We start from the raw sequence: 23,211 nt of genomic DNA on the forward strand, positions 1-23,211 counted from the left end.
CATTTGCTGAAATTCAGGATCATTGCGCCAAGCTAAGTAACCAATTCGTTCTCCAGCAAGACCTAAGTCTTTTGAAAACGACCTAATGAGCCAAGTATATTTATACATTTCCAAAAGTGAGTGTTGTTTTCCTTCATTAAAAAGAACTCTTGCATAAGGTTCATCCGCTACTAGTTGAATGTTTCTTCCATATTTTTCTTTTTGTTTATTTAAAATATTTGTAATCGCAATAAGTTTTTCTTTTTTATATGAAATTCCAGTAGGATTATTTGGTGAATTAATTAATACAATTTTTGTTTTATCTGAAATTTTTTTTTCAAAATCTTCAATATTAGGCTGATGGAACTCATCGCATTTTACAAAAACAGGCTTTGCTCCACAATTTCCAGTATATGGGATGTATTCAGGAAAATATGGAGTAAAAATTATTACTTCATCATTAATATCTAAGAAAGTTCTAAATACAATTTGAATAGCCCCAGCAGCACCTACAGTCAGAAAAATATTATCTTTTGTTAAGTTTACTTTTTCTGATTTTGATAATTCGTTAGCTAAAAATTCTCTTACATCAGGTAATCCAGCTGCATCCATATATCTATGACTGCCTTTTTCATTACTGTTTAATAGATGAATTAATAAATTTTTAATTTGTATTGGTGGTTCAAGATCTGGATTGCCTAAAGATAAGTCAATTAATTCAATATTTGGATTTTTCTGCTTTAAATTTTGTCCAAGCATAAATATTTTACGAATTTCACCACCCATGTTACTTAATTCTAAAAATTTTTTAGAAAATAATTCGTCGATTTGATTTTTATTTAATTTTCCCATCAATCAATCCTCTAATTTTAATTAGTATTAAAAAATTTATTTTCTTGTCTAAAATTTATAACGTATCTAGGGTATTATTCAATAAAAAATTAAAATTATTTAAAGTTAAGAAGAATTTATAAAATTATTTTATAAGCAAAGTCTCTTCAATAAAAGATCAAAGAGACTTTCAAAATTAGCCAAGTAAACGTAAAGCTGCTTGGGGTGACTGATTGGCTTGAGTAAGGACGGCAATACCAGCTTGCTTAAGAATATTAGATTGAGTATATCTTGTTGTTTCTTCAGCAAAATCAGTATCACGAATACGGCTATTAGCTGCAGAAAAGTTTTCACTTTGAATAGCAAGGTTTGCTATTGTTGAATTCAATCTGTTTTGAATAGCACCGAGATCTGCTCTAAATCCAGCAATAGTATTTATAGCTTGATCAATTTTAGCAATAGAGCGCTGTGCTCTATTTTTCGAAAATGTTGAATCTTTTTGATCTGGTTGGAAAACTCCAATGGATCCTTCTGAGTCATCATTTCCTCTTCCTAAATTTAATCCGACTGTACTTGTATCAATTTGATCAAATTTAATTCTAATAATGTTTACTGGGTTTCTTCCAAATGGGTTGTCAATACCCATTGCATCAACACCTTCATACCAGTTTTTACCAACTTGAACTTCAAAAGGAGGAGTATTTGCACGATTTAACATCATTGGATCAGGAATTTTATCTTCCGCATTTTTTCCAATTAGCAACAAACTACCATTGTATTCTGTTGAATTAGTAATACGATCAATTTCATCTTTTAAAGCAACATATTCTTTATTAATAAAGTCACGTTCATTGTTACCTATTGTATCTGAAGCACCTTGTACAGAAAGTTCACGAAGACGATTTAGAATATTTCCAATTTCGTTCATTCCACCTTCTGCAACTTGCACCATAGAAATACCATCGTTCGCATTTCTTTTAGCCATATTTAAACCACGAATATCTGCTTTAATTTTTTCGCTAATAGCAAGACCTGCTGCGTCATCAGCTGCTCTATTGATTCGATATCCTGAACTTAATTTTTCCATAGACAAATCATTCGCCATTGTTGAAAGATGTAAAACCCGTTGAGAGTTAAGAGACTGCATATTGGTCTGAATTCGCAAACCCATACTCTGTTTCCTCCATGAAATCTTTTTCCCCACAAAGTGGAGTGAGCAATCCTCCTGATTGCCATTTCCTTATTTGTAAAAACGTAAATGATTTTTCTTCACTTTACGGTGGCATTAAAATTTATTTTTAAATTTTATTGTGCCATCATAAACAAGGACTGCCTAAAAATTCGGAGAGAGTTTCTTCTTCTTAAATAGGCAATATTTGCTTAAGACAAGCATAAGACGCAATTATAAATTATTACTAGAACAAAAGATATTTGAGAGGTTCTTAATGCAGCCAAGTATAGACAAAATTAAAAATAATCCAAAACTTGTTTCTGGATTTGGTAAAATCGGAATTGTAGTAAATCAAACATCCATTACTTCAAACTATGAAGCAAGTTGTGAAATTATTTATGCTGCAACTAAACAACTAGATACATCAGAAGTATCTTGCATTTTTGGCCCACAACATGGTTACTATCAAACAGAGCAAGATAATATGCGAGAAACTCCAGATGATTACTACACGTTTTATGATGGGAAAAAAATTCCTCTTTATAGCCTTTATTCTAAAACAAGAGAACCAACTGCAGAGCAACTCCAAAATATTGATACTTTAATTGTTGATTTACAAGATATAGGGTGTAGGGTTTATACTTATATGTTGACACTAGCAGCTTGTTTAAAAGCTGCTGCAAAATATGCAAAGAAAGTTGTTGTATTAGATCGACCAAATCCTTTAGGGTTATGCGTAAAAAATAAAGTCAATAAAAATTGGAATTTCGTCGAGGGTGATAGGCTTAATTTAAAATGGCACAGTTTTGTAGGCTGGTACGATATACCAATGCGTCATGGTCTTTCAATGGGTGAATTGGGGCACTATTTCATAAAATATGATAAGTTAAATGTTGATTATCAAGTTATCTCTGTAGATAATCTTTCACGAAAAAACGATATATCTTCATATAAATTAATTAATTGGGCAATGCCTTCTCCTAATATTCCATGTTGGGAATCTGCATATTTTTTCCCTTCTTTTGTCAGTCTTGAAGGAACTAATATTAGTGAAGGGAGAGGAACTACTGTACCCTTTCAATTGATAGGAGCACCATGGTTAAACAATATTGACTGCCTTAAATTTTTAAATAAATTTAAAGAAATCTATTTAAATGATAAAAAAAATCCTTCCGCTATTGTTATTCGTCCGCACAATTTTAGACCAACATTTAATAAACATCATAATCAAATATGCTATGGTCTGCAATTTCATATTGAAAACCCACAGAACATCAATCTATTCAATTTAGGGATTTCATTTTTAACTTTTTGTAACTTTCATCACAGAGAAACTTTCAAATGGTCTGAACCAGGCTATGAATATAATTACACCGACTTACCTATTAATCTAATTTATGGTACTGATCGTTGGTTAAATTTTTTTAATGAACTGTCATCAGATTGGGATTTGACTCTTTTAAAAGAACAACTTGCTATTTCAGATAAAAGTGCGCAAAATTTTATAAATGAAGTTGAGGAACTTTTAATTTATAGAGAACAGGATGAGCAGACATAGTCTTTCTAAATCCACTGTAACCAATATATCCAAATTTTTATTGGATAGAAGCTTTTTTTATTTTACTTCCTTATTTCTTATTCTTTATTGTATACTAATAAATCTTATAACTTATTATTCTTGGCAGAAAAACTTTTTAAGTTACTTCCCTTTAAACATAGACATAATAAATTTACCAATTTTATCTTTTAAAGATTACTTAACTTTAATTACATTAAATTTTATTTCACTAATAATACCTTCAATTGTAATAAGATTTTGCATAGGTATTTTGTTGATAAAATCACAAATAAAAGTACAACGTTTTTTTACTTTAGTTGTAATAATATTGTTTATTTTTTCGACAAATTTTTCAGGATATTTTTTTGGAAAAAACACCGTAAACTCATCACTAGTAGTAAATACTTCCGGAATTCTAGTTTTTTTATTTATAATATTTTTTATTATTTCATTTATGATATTTTTTGTTAATATTAATGAGAATTTATACAAAAAGAAATTGAGAATAATTTTTTTATTTGCTGGTATTATAACTTTTTTAATCTATGACTGGAAGAAAACAGAAAATTTTAGAATTGAAAGCAAAGAAAATATAAAAAACACCAGTATTTTATTCATTCTTGAAAACGAAAATGATACAAAATTTGAAAATTTTAAAAAATCAAATGAATTTAAATATCTAGAAAAAAACTTTATTTATAACTCTTATGAAGTAGCTCTTGTGTCAAACATTCAGTTAGCAAATTACATATCTCTTCTAACAGGGCTGTATCCTTTTGAATCAGGTATTAGAAATGATATTCCCAATTCTTCTTTTTATATTTCCTTAGAAGAACATATGAAAAAAGTGCGAAATAAAAATTTAGAAATTACTTTTAGCAATATAAGTAATCCTTCAAGTATTGCTTCATTAAGTAAATATTTTGACTCAGGAGTACAATGCGATAATAACATCCAAAGTTTAAAAAATTACTTTTTTTTGCAAAACTTAAATCCTATTCTCATATTTCTTCCAAATTCGATTCTCCTGAAATTTTTTCCAGTTGCACTTTGCTTGAATAAAGTTGAAGATATAAGTGACATCATATTAGAAGATTTTTATTTAAGATTAAATGGAAAAAGTGATAGAAAAAAATTAATTGTTACAGTCCTTCCAGATAAATTTGATTCTTTAAATTTAATAAAAATCATTGAAAAAATCAATGAAACTCTTGAGTCTCAAGAAATAAATATTAATATACTCCCTATCAAAAAAAATAAAAAAACAGAATTAATTGAACTTACTAAAAAATCTTCGCCAAATTTGCCGCTACAAAATATAATTAATTTAGGAAATATATTTTTTAACAACTACAAAAATGATATTCAATTCAACTACTTTGAGGAAAATAATAGTCTTAATTCAAACAAAGTATTTAATCTTATAAATGACAGAGTTTCTCTTAACTTTAATGATAATATAAATCAAGCATTAGGGTTAAAAAGATACTACAAATGTATTTCAAATGAAGGCAGAGATGAAAGTTACTTTTATGAAAGTAATAAAAGAGATTTTCCTCAAAAAATAATTTCAAATTATAAAGAATTAAATTCAAATTGTTCTAAACAGATAGAAAAAAGTTTATTTAACGACATTAATTTTTTCATCAACAAACAATTTTTTGAAAAAATATTTATATTATATTCGGAAAAAACATGAAAAAATCTCATGAAAAAAAATACCCATACGTTATTCTATTTTTTCTTTTATTTTTATCATCTTTATACATATTTAGAAATGCAATCTACTATTTTTTGATTAAGCAAAATATATTTATAGAAACAATCCAGAACCTTTCAGTAGATGAATTTATAGAAAAAAATCAATTTAATAAAAATATGTTCCTTCTTAACATAACCAATCTTCAAGAAGATAAATATATTTTCGATCATTTTAAATACAATAAACATTTTAAAAAACAAGAAATAAATGTTGAATTAATGAAAGATAATTCAATTAATAGTATCGAAAAAACTAATAGCTTACAAAAAAAAATTATTTACTCTTTGAGTAACAATAAAAAAGAACTAATTGAGACCACCTCTATTATACTTTTACCAAATGAAAGTATATCATGTGAATGTTATGATTTAATAAAATCAAAAACCCTAGTTTTTGAAAATAAAGGAATTGCAGCAAATAAAAACGAAACTCCAAGCCATGTCATACTAACTTTTGAAAACAATGGAAAGTTACAATTTGAAATTAATAACAATAATTACACAGAAATAAAAATACCTGATAATTTTAATGCAAAATTACTTACTATTTCATGGACAAAAAATTCATCTGGCGCACTTATTTTTCATGGAATAAAGAAAAATAATCCCAATAAAAAATCAGTATTCATCACTTTTAGGTATAAAAAGTTATCAGATAAATTCTTTAATGAAATAAAAAATATATACCAAAGCAGTAACCTATTTTTAAATAGAAACTCATTTCCTTTATCCACAAACTACAAAGAAAATATTTTATCACTTGAAGCAAATAATTCATTTATAAACAATGGATTTACATATAAATCAAATGATATTTTTAATGAAAATTTTAAATATTTATTTAAAATTATAAACAGTAATTATAAATCACTTTTAAAAATAAATATTTCAGAAAATCCTTCAGAAAAATTAAATGAAAGTAATGCAAATCAATATATTTCAATAAATAGAAAAAGGTCTTTTTCTAATATTTCAGACTCATTATCTCAAATTATTAATAACACAACTCAAGACTTCATAAGTATAAATATTGAAAATGAAAGTTTCTCTGAAGAAAATTTATTAAACACATTAAAAAGCATTGACAAAAATACGAATGTATTTTTTCTAAACTCATATGACTTTACCTTTAATTCAGATCAATTAAAATCGAATTTTTCAATTATTGCTGCCTTAAGTAATTCCGTAAATAAATTATTTCTAAATTCATTAAGTAGTATCAAGGAAGACAGTCCTGTTTCTCAAAACCTATTAATTAATTTAATAATTTCTTATATCAAAGGAACAGAAGTATTTAATTACAAAGAATCACAAACTATCGTATTTCATTCACCAAATGAAGAGTATTTTTTATTCAAAAATAATTACTATTTTACAAATGAAAAATTTTTCATTCCATTAACCTATTTTCCTGATTATATAAAAAAAATAGATGAAGAAAGAGATAAATATCAGTTACAAGATTTAGCATTTTCTTTTTACAATTTTAAGACTATAAAGTTTAAAATTTCTACTAAAGACAAAATTGCCCGTTGCTTTTCAGACTATAATATAAAAATTTGGCAAATTTATTTTGACTCAAAATCAGAATCTTATGTTGCGGATTTGAAAGTACAGAGTGAAAGTGCTATCTCAAAACTACAAGTGAATTGCTTATTGTATTCTGAGCATTTTGCAAATAATTTTCAACTCGAATTTTTTAAGGATAATAAAAATTTGGATCAATTGCAACTCAGAGTAGGTGAGTTTTTATTAAGACCAAATCCTAACTTTATTACAAATAATTTGTTTACGATCAATAATTCAAGTGATTTTTATTTATTAAAATCTTATGAAAATCATGCAAATGATCATATAAGTAATGATTTTGATTTAAAAATAATTTCACATTTTTTCCCTAAAATTCCTGACAATTTGCAGTACTTTATATCTTACAAAGAAAAAAAATGAAACTTTTATATAATAAACAAGAACAAAAAATAATTCTTAGTGGAAATACGTTTAATTTAAAAGAAAAAATAAAGAATATTGGAGGAAAATGGGACCCATTAGCAAAAAATTGGTGGTTTTTATTAACAGAAACCAATATTGATAGTCTTAAAAAATTAGGATTTTCTTTTGAAGATCAAGTAGAAATATTAAACCAAGAAGAAAATTATAAACCTGTTGATTCGTATTCAGTAACTAATTTTCTCCAAATTATAAATAGTATTCTTTCAAAAAATTTGCAACAAAACTATTGGATATGTGGAGAAATTACTAATTTAAAACAAAGCAATGGTCATCTTTTTTTTGAATTAGTAGATAAAGAACAAGCTTTATCTAACTTTAATAAAGCAGCTAGTATTCCATGTATTATTTGGGCTAATGGAAAGAAAATTTTGGAACCTAAATTAAATCAAATTTTGCTTTCTGATGGTACAAAAATCAAAATACTAATTCGCTGTGAGTTTCGCAAAGAAGGAGCAAAAATTGTCGGAATTGTTGAAAATATCGATATAAACTTTACTCAAGGTGAACTAGCCCTTCAGCGTCTTGCGATAGTTCAGTCTTTAAAGAAAAAAGGGCTGTATCATAAAAATAAAGCATTACCTTTTCCACAATATCCTTTAAAAATTGCATTGTTTACAGCAAAAGATAGCAGGGCATACTCAGATTTTCTAGATGAACTTTCTTTATCAAAAATTTCTTTCAAAGTAACCGTATTTGACTGTAATATGCAAGGGGAAAAAACTTCCGAAAATATTGTTTCAGCGTTTCAAATCATAGCAAAAAATATTCATTCTTTTGATTGTGTCGTTATAACAAGGGGAGGAGGAAGCAAATTAGATTTGCGTTGGTTTGACGATTTTGCCATCGCAGAACAAATAGCTTTAAGCCCTATTCCCGTTATCACGGCTATAGGTCATTTTGACGATAACAGTATTGCTGATGAGGTTGCCAATATCGCTGAGAAAACTCCCACAGCAGCAGCAGGAATTTTAACAGATTCGGTTCTGAATTCTTACCAATTATTTTTTCAAAGAATTGATAATATTACTTATTATTTACTAAAAAGACTCGCAAAAGAAAAGAATCTTGTTTTATTGCTTCAAGAGAAGTGTACATCAATAGCAATCAACAGAATCCAAACAGAGCAAAAAAATATTAAAAATATTGAAAAAATGTTGAAAATAATCAAATCAAGCATAGAACAAAATCTGCAACGAGGATTTGCTTTAGTTTACGATGAACAAGGTAATCTTTTACAAGGAAAGCATTTTTTGCAAGAATCTTTTTCAAAAAACTTGAAACTTAAATTCGCTGGTGATTGCGAAAATCACCATATCTTTGTAGAAGTCAAAGTGAAAGCAGTAAGCGAAAGTAGAGAATCTACTTAGTTAGACTTTTAAATTTAAAACATGGAATTTCTATGGAAAATCAAAGTTATCCAGTCTTATTAAAACAAGTTAATGACATTTTAATGAAGATGGAAAATGAAACCATTCCTATTGATGAGCTTTCCCAAAAATTAACAGAAGCTTATAACTTAATAGAAAAGTTAAAGTCTCAACTCTTCAGTGCAGAAATTCAAATTGAACAAATAATTAATTCAAGAAATTTAAACTTAAATTCTAGTGAGGAGAACAATGGATCTCAATAAATTACCCAGAACAAAAATTGTTTGTACTTTAGGGCCTTCTTCAAGCAATAAGGAAATGATTTCAAAGCTAATTGATGCCGGAATGAATGTAGCGCGATTAAATTTTTCACATGGCGACCACGAGATGCACGCCGCTAATATAGCGCTCATCCGAGAAATCTCACGTGAAAAAAATAAGCAAGTAGCCATACTACAAGATCTTCAAGGTCCAAAAATAAGAACCGGAAAATTAAAGGATGGCGGAATTAAGATTATCCGGGGTCAAATTTTAACTTTACGTTATGCGCCAGAGCAAACTTCAAATGAATTTATTCCAATTGATTATCGTGAACTCGCAAACGATGTAAAAGTTGGAGCCAGAATCCTCTTAGATGACGGTCTTTTAGCAATGAAAATTATTGATATAAAAGGATCTGATGTCATTTGTGAAGTTACGCATGGTGGTTTTTTAAAATCTCGCAAAGGCGTAAACTTTCCTGAATGCCATCTTTCTATACCCGCAACAACTGAAAAAGATATTCGTGACTTATTATTTGGCGTGGCGCAAGGAGTTGACTACGTTGCTCTTTCATTTGTCCAAACTCCAAGCGATGTTGCAAAACTAAAAATGATGTTACGTGCCCTAGGAGCAGATACTCCTGTAGTAACAAAAGTAGAAATGCTTGGTGCAATTAATTATATCGATGAAATTTGTGATGTCTCTGATGGAATTATGGTTGCTCGTGGTGATTTAGGTGTTGAATGCGGATTTGCAAATGTGGCTGCATATCAGAAAAAAATTATTGAAGCTGCCCTCAAAAAAGGCAAACCTGTCATAGTTGCGACTCAAATGCTCGACTCTATGATTGAGCACAGAAGACCAACCAAAGCGGAAGTGTGTGACGTAGCAAACGCTGTGTTTGATCACGCCGATGCAACAATGCTGTCAGGCGAAAGCGCTTCTGGTAAATACCCTGAGCTTGCTGTGTCAACTATGCGTGATATTTTGAATCGGGTTGACAATAGCAAAACACTAGCACCAATAGAAACTATCCCCTTTAATGAAAATGAAAATGAGTTTTCAGGGGAAGCTTTTGCTAAAACAGCTGTAGAACTTGCAGAAAAAATGAATGCGACAGCAATAATTTGCCTTACTTTAACTGGCAGTATGGCTAGATATGTAGCAAAATATCGCCCTCAAACTCCCGTAATTGCTTTTAGCCCACGCCCAGATGTTGTCAGAAAATTATGTTTAGTACGTGGAGTGCTAGGGGTTTTGAATAATATTTTTTATGATACGGATACTGCATTTTCAGAAATTGGAAAATATTTAGTAAAAGAAGGATTTGTAAAAGAAGGTGATCTTATTTTAATAACAGGAGGCATTCCAGTTAGCCAAATGTTACCAACAAACACTTTGAAAGTTCATAGAGTAACAAAGGCTGATTTTCTTTAAACCAGCCTTTGGCGTTCATTAAATAAGATTAAAATAATTACCAATAATTTTTTAGATTCAAAGCCTCTCTGGCGCGTTTTGTTACTTGTTCTGCATAATATTGCGCCCGTTCATAGCCTGGGCGCAATATTTTTTTCACCGCGTCGATGTCACTTAAGTAATACTCATATTTTTCACGATAGTTTCCAAATACTTTTTCATGTTCTTCTATGAAATCTTTTTTTGCATGACCATAGCCATAGCCAGTACCATTTTTTAGTCTTTCTTGCATGTAAGAAATTGCTTGTGGTGAAGCAAAAGATTTAAAAATTTGAAATATCGTACAGGTTTCAGGATCTTTAGGATCATCTAAACCTTTTGAATCTGTTTTAATTTCTTTTACTTTTCGTTCTAATTCTTTTTTAGAAGAAAAAATAGGTATGACGTTGTCGTAACTTTTACTCATTTTTCTCTCGCCATCAGTTCCGACAAGAGTAGGTGTTTCTTGGATAATCGCTTTAGGAATGTTAAAAACATTTTTTTTCACTGCATTGTTGAATAATTGAGCCATATCCGAAGCATATTCCAAATGTTGCGCTTGATCTTTTCCAACAGGTACAAATTGAGAATCGAAAGTTAAAATATCTGAAGACATTAATGCGGGATAAAATAACAAACCGGCAGTAGGTGTTTTTCCATTTGCTAGAGCATCTTTATAAGCGTGTGAGCGTTCTAGCATTCCTGAGGCTGTTACACATGATAAATACCAAGAGTTTTCTTGAATTTGTGGAAAATTACTTTGCAAAACAATAGAATTATCATTTATGTTAAAACCTAAAGCCAGATACAGTGCTATTAATGGATGTGATAATTCACCTGGACGAAATATTTCTGTTTTATTTGTTAAACCATGCCAATCAACACACATCAGGATAACTTCATTATTTTGGTCTTGAGATTGTTCAATACAGGGTTTTATTGCGCCAAAATAATTTCCAATATGGACTTCTCCTGTAGGTTTAATACCTGTTAAAAATCGCTTTTTATTACTTTTCATTTTTTGAATATCAAGGTTTTCAAGTTTTTGTGTGCTTTCTTTCATTTTCAAGCGACTCCTAAAGTCTGTAAAAGGCGAATATACAAGCGGTAGCTATACCATGTTAAACTTTTAATTACAATTAAGTGCATTTTAGAAAAAAAAATGGTAAGCAAGAAAAGCTTCCTTTTTCCTATTTTTTGTCGTAAAGGCTATTGACCACAGGAGAAAAGTTGACACTGATGGGGATTGTGTTTGTCCTGATAAATGTGAAAAAATAGAACTATAAAAGTTCTTGCTTGTTATCTATAAGAGGGTGATTATGACTCTAACAAAAGACAAAATTGTCGAATTAATTCGTTCTAAGACTCAATTTTCTTCGCAAGAAGCAAAGAACTTGGTGGAAACTATTTTAGAATCTATCAAATCTAAACTTGAAAACGGAGAAGAAGTAAAAATTTCCGGTTTTGGAAAATGGGTAGTACGTGAAAAAAGAAGCCGTCCAGGGAGAAATCCTCACACAGGACAGCGAATTGAAATTTCCGCTCGTAGAGTAGTCACCTTCCATCCTTCTGAAAAACTAAGAGAGGCTGTAAACAACGCTAATCTAGATGATAGTAAGGTTGTAATGGCGGGTACTCATGAAGAAGAATATAATGAGTAAAAAGAAATAATTTAAATTATTTCTTTTTAGCTGCAGATTTTTTAGCCACTCCAACTCTTTCCTTTAAAGACTTCGCAACGCGGAAACTAATTTTCTTTGAAGCTGGAATTTTAATTTCTTCACCTGTTTGTGGGTTGCGGCCTTTACGAGCAGCGCGGTCTTTACAAGTAAGAATACCTACTTTATCAATACGTACTTTATGCCCACCAGCAACATTGTCTTCAATAGCTTCAAGAAATGCTGAAATTACTTCTTTAGTAATTTTCTTTGGTAATTGTTCAAATCTAGCTGAAACATCTGCAATGATTGCACTAGTTGGAACAGTTGTTAATGTACTTTTGCTTTTTGCCATAATAGAAAAACTCCATGTGTTAATTAATGATACCGATTGCCCGGAAATTTGTATTTACAATTCATTCTTTGATAATGCAAGAATTGCAGTAAAAAAATCTGATCAAATTTTCCGAAAAGAAAATTTATTAATAAATTTGTGTCAATTTTAGATTGATTCATATATGAATTCGCATTGACATCTGCTTAATGGATAAATTGGGACAGCACATTATTATGAATAAATCTTCTTTAATTTCTAAATACTTCTTTCCAGAAGCAAACGAGAAAGAGTTTAATAAATGGGCAACTATTACTTTAAATGCTTCACTCAATTTTTTATACAATAAAAATGGAAAAAAAATCTACGGCGAAATTTCCCCGAAAGAAATTTCAAAATTATTTTCTTCGCCATTGGTTCCCTTGAAAGGTGAAAAAATACCCAAAGTTTTACAGGAAACAATTGACAATATTGTTAAAAATTCTGTAAAAGTATCTCATCCTAACTTTATTGGTCATATGACAGGCGCAACGCCTAGCTTTTCTTTACTATGTGACTTATTAATAAGCACTTTAAATCAAAATGTAGTTAAAATTGAAACTGGACTTTCTGCCACTTATGTGGAATGGCAAACCCTTACATGGCTTCATAAACTTGTCTATAAAAGAAATAAGATATTTTATCAAAATATTATAAATAATGCTGATAAAGCTCTGGGAAATTATTGCAGTGGAGGGACATTAGGTAACCTAACAGCTCTGCTTGTTGCCAGAAATAAAGCTTTTCCAGAGGTTCATAAAAAGGGGGTATATGCTGCCTTACTTAATTCAGGCTTTCAGCGCACAGTGATTTTAGTTAGTCAACGTGGGCATTACTCAATAAAAAAAGCAGCTACTATTCTTGGCATAGGTGAAGATAATATTATTAGCATACCTTGCGAAGCTTTTACTAATAAAATAAATATCGTGGAATTAAAAAAAATAATTCACAATCTGCTTAATACTAAAACAAAAATAATAGCATTAGTTGGTATTGCAGGGACTACAGAAACTGGAAATATTGATGATTTAGAAGAACTCGCTAAAATTTGTCGAATGTACAAAATATGGTTTCATGTAGATGCCGCATGGGGAGGAGCCTTATTGCTTTCCAATAAAAAGCGTAATTTACTAAAAGGAATTTCTTTTGCAGATTCTGTTGTTATCGACGGGCATAAATTCATGTATTTATCAATGTCACACAGCGCTGTTTTATTTAAAGACGAAAACGCTTTAGACTCTATTAGACACAATGCTAACTATATTATCCGCAAGGGGAGTATTGACTTAGGCAGAACAACGATCGAAGGCAGCAGAAGATTTGACTCTTTAAAATTATGGTTTCATTTTAAGGCACTGGGTAAAAATGGTTATAATCAATTAATTTTAAAAGCTATTAGTAATACTTCACAATTAGCAAAACTGATTGAGAAAAGTTTAGCATTTGAGTTAACAAGTTTTCCTGAGACAAATATTGTTACCTATCGATATACAGGCAAAATTTTAAAAAACTTTTTCCAGAAAAACAGTAAGATTTTTAAAATATTTAATAATCAACTCAGAAATGATAATAATGATATTAGTGACAAAAAATTACTGAATTTATTAATTAAAATAAATTTATTTCTTAATGAGTTAAACATTTATATCCAAAAAAAACAAAGACAGTCGGGAAAAAGTTTTGTCTCAAGAACAACTTTAGAAACTGTTTATCCAAGCCAAGAAATTGTCGTCCTTAGAGCAATTCCTTTTAACCCTCTCACAAATAAAAAAATTTTAACCGACATCTTAAAGGAACAGGAGTTTCTTGGGAATGAGTTTTTGCAAAAAAAAGGGAAAGGTTTCTTAAAAAGGGTGCCAGAGTTGAAGGATTTTATTTAATCATATTTAAGTCTTAAATAGTTAAATGGAAATGGTGTTGCGTATCCTCACAAATGTCTTAAAATGAAGGAATGGGTTTAATTTTAACATGACCGCAAAGGAGTAACTCAATATGGCTGATAAAAAAACGACAAGCCGAACATTACCACTTTTGCCCCTGAGGGAGTTGTTGGTTTTTCCGCATACTGTCGTCCCTTTGTTTGTTGGTCGTGAAAAGAGCATCAAAGCTTTGGATGATGCTATGGCGAGAAATAGAGAAATATTCCTTGCTGCACAGAAGAAACCAAAATCTAATGATCCTCTTCCAGAAGAAATTTATGAATTTGGAACGATAGCTCAAATATTGCAACTTCTTCGCTTACCAGATGGAACCGTTAAAATTCTAGTCGAAGGAAAAAAAAGGGGGCGTATTTCCAAGTATGTTGAAGCTAACGAAATGCTTGTAGTCGAAATTACCGAAGTACAAGAACCTAATGGACGTTCAGCTGAAAATGAAGCTCTTGTGAGAACGGTAAAACAAGCATTTGATACTTATGTTAAATTAAATAAAAAAGTCCCGCCAGAAATGGTATTTTCAATTTCAAGTATTGAAGATGAAAGTCGTTTAGCTGATACGTTAGTTGTGCAATTAGCTAATTTAAAACTTGCCGATAAGCAAAGAATTCTTGAAACAATCGATCCTGCTAAAAGATTAGAAGAAATATTTAGTATAATTCAGTCAGAAATTGAAATTTTGCGAGTTGAAAAGAAAATCAGAGCGCGTGTTAAACGCCAGATGGAAAAAACTCAAAAAGAATATTACTTAAACGAACAGATGAACGCTATTCAAAAAGAATTAGGCAATTCTGATGACATCAGAACAGAAATTGCAGAAATTGAAAGTAAAATTAAAACTAAAAAACTTAGTGAAGAAGCGAAAGAAAAACTTAAAAAAGAAGTTAAAAAACTACGCAGCATGAGTCCAATGAGCGCTGAAGCAACTGTTGTAAGAAATTATATTGATACAGTTCTCTCATTGCCTTGGGCTGATTATGCGCCAACCATAAAAGATCAAATGTTTGCTGAAGAAGTATTAAATGAAGATCATTTTGGCTTAGAAAAAGTAAAAGAAAGAATTTTGGAATATTTAGCAGTGACTAGTCTATCAGACAAAATTAAAGGTCCAATACTATGTTTAGTTGGCCCCCCTGGAGTTGGAAAAACGAGTTTAGCAAAAAGCATCGCACGCTCAACAGGACGCAATTTTTCACGCATTGCACTAGGTGGAGTCCGAGATGAAGCTGAAATAAGAGGGCATCGTAGAACATATATTGGCGCTATGCCTGGAAAAATATTAAATGCAATTAAAAAGTCGGGGAGCGGAAATCCCGTTGTCTTGTTAGATGAAATTGACAAGATGAGCTCTGACTTTCGTGGAGACCCTTCTAGCGCTATGCTCGAAGTTCTTGATCCTGAACAAAACCATGCTTTTAATGATCACTACTTAGACTTAGATTACGATCTTTCTCAAATATTATTTATTGCAACAGCCAATAGTTTAAACGGCGTACCAAAACCTTTACTTGATAGAATGGAAATCATTCATTTGAGTGGCTATACGGAACAAGAAAAAATAAATATTGCTCAACAACATTTGGTGTTAAAATCTATTAAGTCAAACGGACTAGAAAAATCTGAACTAAAATTTGAAAATTCAGCTTTAGAAGAACTTGTTCGTTACTATACTAGAGAAGCTGGAGTCAGAAATTTAGAACGTGAAATTTCTAGCATATGCCGAAAAATTGCCCGGGATTTGCTTAAAACTATTAATAAAAAATCTAGTAAAGCAAAAGAAAATAAAGAAAATAAAGAAACAGAAAATACTGCAAAAGCCGTTTCCTTAGAAGGGTTAAAAGCTCCATTAATTGATGGAGCATTAGTGCAAAAATATCTCGGCCCTAGAAAGCATAGTATTGGAGAAAAAGAATCTAAAAATGAAATAGGTGTTGGACAAGGTCTTGCATACACTGAAGTGGGTGGCGATCTTTTAGTCACTGAAGTAGCTGTAATGAGCGGAAAAGGTAACTTAAAAATTACTGGTAAACTTGGCGATGTCATGCAAGAATCAGCTCAAGCTGCTTTCAGTTATGTCAGATCAAGAGGTACTTTTTTAGGCTTAGAAGATGAGTTTTATTCTAAAATTGATATTCATGTCCATTTTCCAGAAGGTGCAATTCCTAAAGACGGGCCAAGTGCAGGGATTACAATGGCGACTGCTTTAGTTAGTGCTCTAACAAAAAAACCATTTAATCGAGAAGTTGCAATGACCGGGGAAATTACCCTCCGTGGAAGAGTATTACCAATTGGGGGATTAAAAGAAAAACTTCTTGCAGCGCATAGAGGCGGAATTAAAAAAGTAATCATTCCTAAAGAAAATGAAAGAGATTTACTCGAAATTCCTAAAAATATCTTACAAGATTTAGAAATTATTCCAGTTGATCATATGGATACAGTCCTTCTGCATGCTATTGCTTGGGAATCTAATGATGCTCTTGAAACCAAGTTAAAAAATGCGCAAATAGGAATTGCAGCCGTAGCGAATAAAGGTAATCCAACTCCTTTACACCATTAATTTTATTTTCATGAACCTTCTGAGCGGAGCTTATGAAAAAAAATAATGACTTAGAGAAATTAGATTTAGAAGATTTAAAACATCAGTGGTTGGCAATGATTGATACCATTGCAGATCCATTGGTGTTTATTGATAATCACTACAATATATTACGAATCAATAAATCCTATTTACAAATCGCAAAAAAATTTAATCCCAAAGCTACTTATAATACATTAATTAACAAAAAATGTTATTCCGCTTTTGCAAATAAAAATGAACCTTGCAAAGACTGTTTACTTAACGAAGCGAAAGTTAACAGACCTGACATAGAATGGACTAGCGAACATTTATTTCCAAATGAAACATTCACAATACGTGCGCATGTAATGGAAAAAACACCTGAACACAAAGAAGGTCGATATGTTATCCACTATCGGAATATTACTCTACAAAAACAACTGCAGAAAAGTTTAGCACATGCAGACAAATTAGCTGCAATTGGAAAACTCGCAGGTGGTATAGCGCACGAGCTAAACAGTCCATTAGCAGGAGTACTTGCTTTTACTCAAATATTACTAAGTGAATTAGATTCTACTGATAGGCACAAAGAAGATTTGCAACAAATAGAGATTGGTGCGAAAAAATGTAAAGAAATAGTTGAAAATTTATTAAGTTTTGCAAGACAAGATGGAAAAATAGAACTCTTTACAGAGATAAATTTAGTTCTCGAATTAGAAAAAACATTAAAACTTGCAAAAGGATTTTTACAACAAAAACATATACAAACTGTTTGGGAAATTAGTAATACAGAAGGAATTATTTCTGGTAATTCAGGGCAAATAGGGCAAATTTATTTAAATTTGATAACTAATGCAATTCAAGCTATGAAAAATGGTGGAGTTATTACGTTTTCAAAATATGAAGATCAAAAAAATATTTATATAGTAATTGAAGATACGGGTTCTGGAATTAAACCAGAAAATATTGATAAAATCTTTGATCCCTTTTTTACCACTAAACCAATAGGTGAAGGTACTGGATTAGGATTATCAATTACCTATTCCTTAGTTAAACAGCATGGCGGAGAAATTAAGGTAAAATCAATTATAAATGAAGGTACTACGTTTACCTTAAAATTTCCTAAAAAATTATAAAGTATAATTTACATATTTTTAAATAAATTTTCATCCGCTGTTATTACTTGATATTTAATTTTTCCGTTAATCACCACAAAAGTATCACTACCAATGTTATAATCTATTCCGTTTACTTTTACATTCCAAGTTAAATATATAATTTGATCAGAAATTAAAAATTTATTTATACTATAGCCTTCAATAGCAGCAGAAGCAGCCGCAATTTTAACAAAAACTTGTTCGATATTGCTCTTTCCTGTAATTACTTTACCATTAATAATTAACTGCGCATCATCACTATAGTCAGATAAAATTCCACTTATATTTTTATCTTTTAAATACCCAACCCGTCTATCAAACAATTTCTTTGATACTTCTGTTAAATTTGCTGGTTTATTACTCGCAATAGTATTATTTTTTTGATTCTTTTTCTGACTACCAAAACTAAAAGGATCATACTCTGAATTTACAGCGTTCTTTTTCTCACACTTCTTAAAGTTCCATTGAACAAGTGGTGATGTAGTTATAGGCATAGCAACTGAAAAATTACTTGGATTGTATTCATGTACTTCTAAAGCAAGTCCATTTTTTACTCTAGAAGAAAGGATTAAATAACTTCTATTTGTTTCTTTTTGTTTTAATTCTGTTACTTGTGAAAAATAAGAAGAATTAAGACTCGAATAGTTTCCATTCATAATCGTATTATTACTTAAAAACTCAATAGAGTTATTTTCTTTCAGAATATCTATTTGATTTTGTGTTAAATTAGGCAAAAATCTTTTAACTTCATTTATAAGGTTTTTATTATTAATTTGATAAGTAGCAACATTACTTCCTTTATCATAGCTCACTAAAATATCATTTTTGTCACAAGAGAGATATACTTCATTTGCAAGTGAATTAGATGAATAAACTGATAAACCCATCAAAACACTTAAATAAAGATATTTATTTTTCATATATTCTCCAAATTTTTATATTAAAACAATTAGAACACAGTTAATTTAATTAATATTAATAAAAGTAACAAAAATTTAATATATTTTTATTTTTTTTTAGTCAAATTTTTAAGGAAGTATTTTTATTTTGAAATTTTATTTTTTTATTTAATTAAAACTAGTTAAATAGTAATTATAATGCATTAAAACATTCTTTGGATATCTTTAGATATAAAACTAAACTATATAAAAATTAAAATAGTAAATTAATTTTTATATAATTAGTTTACTATTTTTTTCATACTTAAATTATTTCGAGAAGATCTAATCTATAAATATTTCTAAATTTTTTCTGAAAATTTTAGATAAATCATTCTGTTTCTTTAATTACTAAAAATTCTTTCTCGAAAATTTATAAAAGGAGTGGGGTCATAATAAAGTTCTAACTTCTCTATTAAATGATTTTTAAAATTAAGCTGTACAGCAGCTCGAGAAGTTTTATTTTGAAAAGTTAACAGATAAGTTAACAATACTTTTTCCCCATTAGCAAAGCTTTCTAGAATCTCAATGTTTTGAACTATTTGAGAATATCCTTCGATAGCTCGCAAAACATTTTCTTTCTTTTTGATTGAGCTCATAGGTCCTACAAATTCAATCTCTTCGTCAAGCAACTCGCTTAAATTATTGATATTTTTTTCTACAATCCATGCATAATACTGTTTTGCTAATTCAATATTGCTTTTTCGCATTTTTTCCTCTTAAATTAGTAATCTAGATGAACCTATATTAAATATAGTATACTATATTTAATATAGGTTCATCTAGATTATATGTCAAGGAGATTTATGAAACGCACATATCAAGCACAAAATAGAAAACAACAAGCAATAAATACAAAGACTAGAATTCTAGAAGCTACAAAAAAATTATTAATTTCATTTAATTATAATGACATTACGGTTCCACAAATTGCCGCAACTGCGGGCGTTTCAACTCCAACAATTTATTCGCTCTTCAAATCAAAGCTCGGTATTTTAAAATCTTTACTAGATTCAGCCACAGACGCAGAAAAATTTTCTCAATTAGTAATAGAAACAAAGTCATCCGCTACGTTAGAAGAAAAATTAGCTCAAGCTGCTAAAATGACTTCCCAAATTTATTCTGCAGAACAAAATTTAATTAACACTTTAAATGGTTTAACTGGTATTTCTAATGAATTAAGTTTAATACAAAAAGAATTAGAAGAACGGAGATATTCACGCCAAGAAGAAATGGTGAAACTAATTTTAGGCGATATTAAAAATTGTAACCAAATGGAACTTCAAAAAGCACGTGATATTTTTTGGGCTCTAACAAGTAGAAATTTTTACCAATTACTAGTCGCAGAAAGACTGTGGAAGGCAGAAGAATTTGAAAACTTTCTTAAACAAATACTAGTTAATATTTTTCGAAAATAATCACTTGAAAACCAAAATATATTTAAATATTGAAGAAAAACATGCGCTTCAGGATAGAGGCATATGCAAATACTAGAAAAAACTGAACATTATAAATCTCGGTGGGATACATTTTTTAAACTGGTTGAAAATTAAAAAAGCCGCATTATTGCTAATGCGGCTTTTTTAAAAGAGAAAGCTTATTTGCTTTCCTTGTGGATAGTATGCTTGCGGCAATACTTACAATATTTTCTTAGTTCAAGCTTTTTAGTGGAAGCCTTTTTATTTTTTGTAGTTGAATAAAGATTGTTCCCAGAACATGCAATCTTGCCATCACCACTACAAATTAATTTAATGATATCACGCATTTAGTTAACTCCTAGTTTCAATATCTGTGCACACGCATATAAAAACGCAGTGGCGCAAAACGTACAAATAAAATTAGAATTTTGCAAGCAGTTTCTGTCAGCATATGATACAGCAAAAGGTTTTATTGATTATGCTCTGTATCGGAAAGGATAAAATGGCAAATGGCAAATTCACTCCAACATATTGAAAATATTATTAAAATAATTGAAGACGATATTTTAGCGACAAATTCAACTGTTGTGAAAGAAAATATTTGCCACCAAGAATTTTCTGAAATAGCTGCAGCCATACAGTACCCATTAACTGCTGGTGGTAAAAGAATTCGCCCTTTACTTACTCTTCTTTGTGCCGGAACTTTTGGAGGAGAAAAAGCCATTCAAAATGCTCGAAATGCAGCTTTGGCACTAGAGATGATACACACTTACTCACTAGTTCACGATGACTTACCATGTATGGACAATGATGATTTACGAAGAGGCAAACCAACTACCCACAAAATTTACGGAGAAGCAAAAGGACTACTCGTTGGAGATGCTTTATTGACTGAAGCTTTTTTCCGTTTAGCTCAAACTGAGTGCAAGGTTTCAGAGTATTTGCAAAGTCTAGTCCAGGAATTAAGTTATTGCTCAGGTATTCAGGGAATGATTGCTGGACAGTGGCTTGATATCAGTTTTACAGGAAAACAAGATCTTTCCTGGGAGCAAATTGAATTAATTCACAAAAACAAAACAGGTAGACTGCTCGGATGCGCTTTTGTATTAGGGTATATTTGCGGTTTAAATGTACTAGAAAAAGTTGATAATCAAGAAAATTTAAAAATAAATAAAGACAAATTACGACAAGCGGGAGAATTCGTCGGAATTGCTTTCCAAATTATTGATGACATTTTAGATATAACTGCCTCTAGCCAAAGTTTAGGAAAAACGGCTGGAAAAGATCAAGAACAATGCAAAGCAACTTCAGTAGCAATACTAGGATTAGAAAAAGCTCAAATTTTGGCCACAGAATTTACATCCAGAGCTTATACGTTACTAGAAGGTGTTTTTGAAAAATTACCTACTAACTCTGAAAATGAGATTTATAAAAATTTACTTTTTCAACAATTAGAACAATTGCTAGTGAGAAAATATTAATTAGAGAAAAAATACTATCTAAGGCAAAATATTCATCCTAATAGTTAACAAATTTTATTATTATTAATAAGAAAAATTACTTCTCGAAACTATTAGGGCAATTGGCATGACTAAGAACTTTTTTGTTTTTCTGATGCTTGTTTCTTTTTCATTAATTTCATGTGTTAGTAGAATGAGTGATTATAATGAAGAAAAATTACTTTCAGAAAATACAGATAGCGCAGAAGGAAATCGACTTGCGGGGAATTCTAAGTTAGATGTTTTAGAATCTTCAGGAAAAAACCATGAATTTCGTATTGTTGATTTAGAAAATCAGGTGAAAAAATTAAATTACCTTATAAATGATTTAACTCAAGATAATAATGTTTCAAAAAAAATTATATCCATTTTAAAAAATGATGTAAGTAGTTTAACGGAACAATTAGCGACCAATAAAAAAGAAATTGAAATCATAAAACGAGGTATTCGTTCAGGGATATTTGAAGACCAGCCTAGTGAGAAGCAATCGCCCGCACAAATTGGCTTATCAATGTTACCTGACATGAACGAAGGCCGGGACATATATTTTGAGAAAAAAGAAAGTCCTATTTTACCAAATACTTCTTCTATGCAAATGAAAGAAACAAATTTAGCAGATCCTACAGGACCAACTCAATTAATAGCAGAAGCTGAAATAAAACTTAGACAAGCACAATATGGTGAGGCAATTTTAGAACTCAATAAATTGAAAAAAAATTATCCTAATTTCGATGACAAAGGTCATTCATATTTATTATCAAGTGAAGCATGGCTCCGCTTAGGGGAATATAATAATGTTCTAAACGAATTAAGAACTTATTATATTAAGTTTCCAAATTCACCTGAATTAACACACGCTAAATTATTAGAAGGCCAAACTTACGAAAAGTTAAATAGCAAATCTAAAGCTGCTCAAATATATCAAGAAGTCATAACTCTTTCCCCCCAAAGCACAGATGCGCAAAATGCCAGGGATGGACTATTACGTATGCGAGATGCAAAATAGAGTGATGTTATGGATAGCAAAAGGTGCCAATATCATTAAATATATTTTGTTTTGACACAAATCACGAAACGGATCTGTAATTGTTTGTAATTATGCGATTTTTATAAAATCAAATGATTTCATTCTGATAAAATGGAAAAAGAAGTTATTTTTGTGTTGCAGTGAGAGGTAAGGCATGCTACAAATCAGGCTAGGACACCTAAAAGGGTAGCCCAAAAGTAATGTCGTTCGGGTATTATTTTTGACCTTCCTTAAACAAAATATCCTTTCCTTTT

At 30.1% G+C, this 23,211-nt stretch carries 21 protein-coding genes (1 of these 21 cut by a window edge); 13 read left to right on the plus strand and 8 right to left on the minus strand.

The window, feature by feature from the left end; genetic code table 11:
- Both QEJ31_RS01555 and QEJ31_RS01560 read right to left on the minus strand, forming a co-directional pair.
- Nucleotides 1–831, minus strand: partial view of a pyridoxal phosphate-dependent aminotransferase gene (locus QEJ31_RS01555; RefSeq protein ID WP_280592031.1) — the 5' portion only. 384 nt of this gene lie to the left of the window's left edge; 831 of the gene's 1,215 nt are visible here — the first part of the coding sequence; it begins with the start codon at nt 829–831; its stop codon lies off the left edge, out of view.
- A gap of 175 nt (nt 832–1,006) precedes the next feature.
- Nucleotides 1,007–1,981 (minus strand): flagellin, encoded by a 975-nt coding sequence (locus QEJ31_RS01560; protein WP_280592032.1) that lies wholly within the window; start codon nt 1,979–1,981, stop codon nt 1,007–1,009.
- A 274-nt stretch (nt 1,982–2,255) separates the two neighbouring features.
- On the opposite strand from QEJ31_RS01560, the gene QEJ31_RS01565 reads away from it, so the two are divergent.
- Nucleotides 2,256–3,539: a DUF1343 domain-containing protein gene (locus QEJ31_RS01565; RefSeq protein ID WP_280592033.1), complete on the plus strand. Its 1,284-nt coding sequence runs from the start codon at nt 2,256–2,258 to the stop codon at nt 3,537–3,539.
- A gap of 195 nt (nt 3,540–3,734) precedes the next feature.
- On the opposite strand, the gene QEJ31_RS01570 is transcribed toward QEJ31_RS01565, so the two are convergent.
- Nucleotides 3,735–3,917 (minus strand): hypothetical protein, encoded by a 183-nt coding sequence (locus tag QEJ31_RS01570; RefSeq protein ID WP_280592034.1) that lies wholly within the window; start codon nt 3,915–3,917, stop codon nt 3,735–3,737.
- A gap of 121 nt (nt 3,918–4,038) precedes the next feature.
- On the opposite strand from QEJ31_RS01570, the gene QEJ31_RS01575 reads away from it, so the two are divergent.
- Genes QEJ31_RS01575 through pyk form a run of 5 tightly spaced genes read left to right on the plus strand, consistent with a single transcriptional unit; the run spans nt 4,039 to nt 10,378 of the window.
- Nucleotides 4,039–5,238, plus strand: a complete 1,200-nt coding sequence (locus QEJ31_RS01575; protein WP_280592035.1) for a hypothetical protein — start codon at nt 4,039–4,041, stop codon at nt 5,236–5,238.
- On the plus strand, nt 5,235–7,250 hold the full coding sequence (locus QEJ31_RS01580) for a hypothetical protein (RefSeq protein ID WP_280592036.1): 2,016 nt from the start codon (nt 5,235–5,237) through the stop codon (nt 7,248–7,250). The genes QEJ31_RS01575 and QEJ31_RS01580 overlap by 4 nt, the downstream gene beginning before the upstream one ends.
- Nucleotides 7,247–8,680 (plus strand): exodeoxyribonuclease VII large subunit, encoded by a 1,434-nt coding sequence (xseA, locus tag QEJ31_RS01585; protein ID WP_280592037.1) that lies wholly within the window; start codon nt 7,247–7,249, stop codon nt 8,678–8,680. The genes QEJ31_RS01580 and xseA overlap by 4 nt, the downstream gene beginning before the upstream one ends.
- Nucleotides 8,681–8,712: 32 nt before the next feature.
- Nucleotides 8,713–8,943, plus strand: a complete 231-nt coding sequence (locus QEJ31_RS01590) for an exodeoxyribonuclease VII small subunit (RefSeq protein WP_280592038.1) — start codon at nt 8,713–8,715, stop codon at nt 8,941–8,943.
- On the plus strand, nt 8,930–10,378 hold the full coding sequence (pyk, locus tag QEJ31_RS01595; protein WP_280592039.1) for a pyruvate kinase: 1,449 nt from the start codon (nt 8,930–8,932) through the stop codon (nt 10,376–10,378). Before QEJ31_RS01590 ends, pyk begins: the two co-directional genes overlap by 14 nt.
- A gap of 37 nt (nt 10,379–10,415) precedes the next feature.
- Here the strand turns inward: pyk and trpS are convergent, their stop codons facing one another.
- Nucleotides 10,416–11,459, minus strand: coding sequence for a tryptophan--tRNA ligase (gene trpS / locus QEJ31_RS01600; RefSeq protein WP_280592040.1), 1,044 nt, complete (start codon nt 11,457–11,459; stop codon nt 10,416–10,418).
- Between the two features lie 256 nt (nt 11,460–11,715).
- Between trpS and QEJ31_RS01605 the strand changes: the two genes are divergently transcribed.
- Nucleotides 11,716–12,057, plus strand: coding sequence for an integration host factor subunit alpha (locus QEJ31_RS01605; RefSeq protein WP_280592041.1), 342 nt, complete (start codon nt 11,716–11,718; stop codon nt 12,055–12,057).
- Between the two features lie 16 nt (nt 12,058–12,073).
- Here the strand turns inward: QEJ31_RS01605 and QEJ31_RS01610 are convergent, their stop codons facing one another.
- Nucleotides 12,074–12,409: an HU family DNA-binding protein gene (locus QEJ31_RS01610; protein WP_158998560.1), complete on the minus strand. Its 336-nt coding sequence runs from the start codon at nt 12,407–12,409 to the stop codon at nt 12,074–12,076.
- A gap of 215 nt (nt 12,410–12,624) precedes the next feature.
- On the opposite strand from QEJ31_RS01610, the gene QEJ31_RS01615 reads away from it, so the two are divergent.
- The 3 genes from QEJ31_RS01615 to QEJ31_RS01625 all read left to right on the plus strand — a co-directional run bounded on the left by QEJ31_RS01615 (nt 12,625) and on the right by QEJ31_RS01625 (nt 18,054).
- The gene (locus QEJ31_RS01615; RefSeq protein ID WP_280592042.1) at nt 12,625–14,307 is read left to right on the plus strand and encodes an aminotransferase class V-fold PLP-dependent enzyme; all 1,683 of its coding nucleotides are present in this window, start codon (nt 12,625–12,627) and stop codon (nt 14,305–14,307) included.
- Between the two features lie 112 nt (nt 14,308–14,419).
- Entirely contained in the window at nt 14,420–16,918 is a 2,499-nt protein-coding gene (gene lon / locus QEJ31_RS01620; protein ID WP_280592043.1) for an endopeptidase La, read from the plus strand.
- A 32-nt stretch (nt 16,919–16,950) separates the two neighbouring features.
- Nucleotides 16,951–18,054 (plus strand): HAMP domain-containing sensor histidine kinase, encoded by a 1,104-nt coding sequence (locus QEJ31_RS01625; RefSeq protein WP_280592044.1) that lies wholly within the window; start codon nt 16,951–16,953, stop codon nt 18,052–18,054.
- Nucleotides 18,055–18,062: 8 nt separating this feature from the next.
- Here QEJ31_RS01625 and QEJ31_RS01630 read toward each other — a convergent pair whose 3' ends face one another.
- Both QEJ31_RS01630 and QEJ31_RS01635 read right to left on the minus strand, forming a co-directional pair.
- Nucleotides 18,063–18,995 (minus strand): hypothetical protein, encoded by a 933-nt coding sequence (locus QEJ31_RS01630; RefSeq protein ID WP_280592045.1) that lies wholly within the window; start codon nt 18,993–18,995, stop codon nt 18,063–18,065.
- A 362-nt stretch (nt 18,996–19,357) separates the two neighbouring features.
- Nucleotides 19,358–19,723, minus strand: a complete 366-nt coding sequence (locus QEJ31_RS01635) for a hypothetical protein (protein ID WP_280592046.1) — start codon at nt 19,721–19,723, stop codon at nt 19,358–19,360.
- Between the two features lie 96 nt (nt 19,724–19,819).
- Here QEJ31_RS01635 and QEJ31_RS01640 point away from each other — a divergent pair, with 96 nt between their 5' ends.
- Nucleotides 19,820–20,431, plus strand: a complete 612-nt coding sequence (locus tag QEJ31_RS01640; protein WP_280592047.1) for a TetR/AcrR family transcriptional regulator — start codon at nt 19,820–19,822, stop codon at nt 20,429–20,431.
- Nucleotides 20,432–20,610: 179 nt separating this feature from the next.
- Here the strand turns inward: QEJ31_RS01640 and rpmG are convergent, their stop codons facing one another.
- Nucleotides 20,611–20,778 carry a 50S ribosomal protein L33 gene (rpmG, locus tag QEJ31_RS01645; RefSeq protein ID WP_158998551.1) on the minus strand — a complete coding sequence of 56 codons (168 nt, stop codon included), beginning with the start codon at nt 20,776–20,778 and terminating at the stop codon, nt 20,611–20,613.
- Nucleotides 20,779–20,940: 162 nt separating this feature from the next.
- On the opposite strand from rpmG, the gene QEJ31_RS01650 reads away from it, so the two are divergent.
- Both QEJ31_RS01650 and bamD read left to right on the plus strand, forming a co-directional pair.
- Nucleotides 20,941–21,912 carry a polyprenyl synthetase family protein gene (locus QEJ31_RS01650; RefSeq protein ID WP_280592048.1) on the plus strand — a complete coding sequence of 324 codons (972 nt, stop codon included), beginning with the start codon at nt 20,941–20,943 and terminating at the stop codon, nt 21,910–21,912.
- A 106-nt stretch (nt 21,913–22,018) separates the two neighbouring features.
- A complete protein-coding gene (gene bamD / locus QEJ31_RS01655) occupies nt 22,019–22,936 on the plus strand; it encodes an outer membrane protein assembly factor BamD (protein ID WP_280592049.1) in 918 nt (305 codons plus the stop codon).
- Nucleotides 22,937–23,211: the final 275 nt, after the last annotated feature.

It is taken from the genome of Pigmentibacter sp. JX0631, from assembly GCF_029873255.1.
GTDB lineage: Bacteria > Bdellovibrionota_B > Oligoflexia > Silvanigrellales > Silvanigrellaceae > Silvanigrella.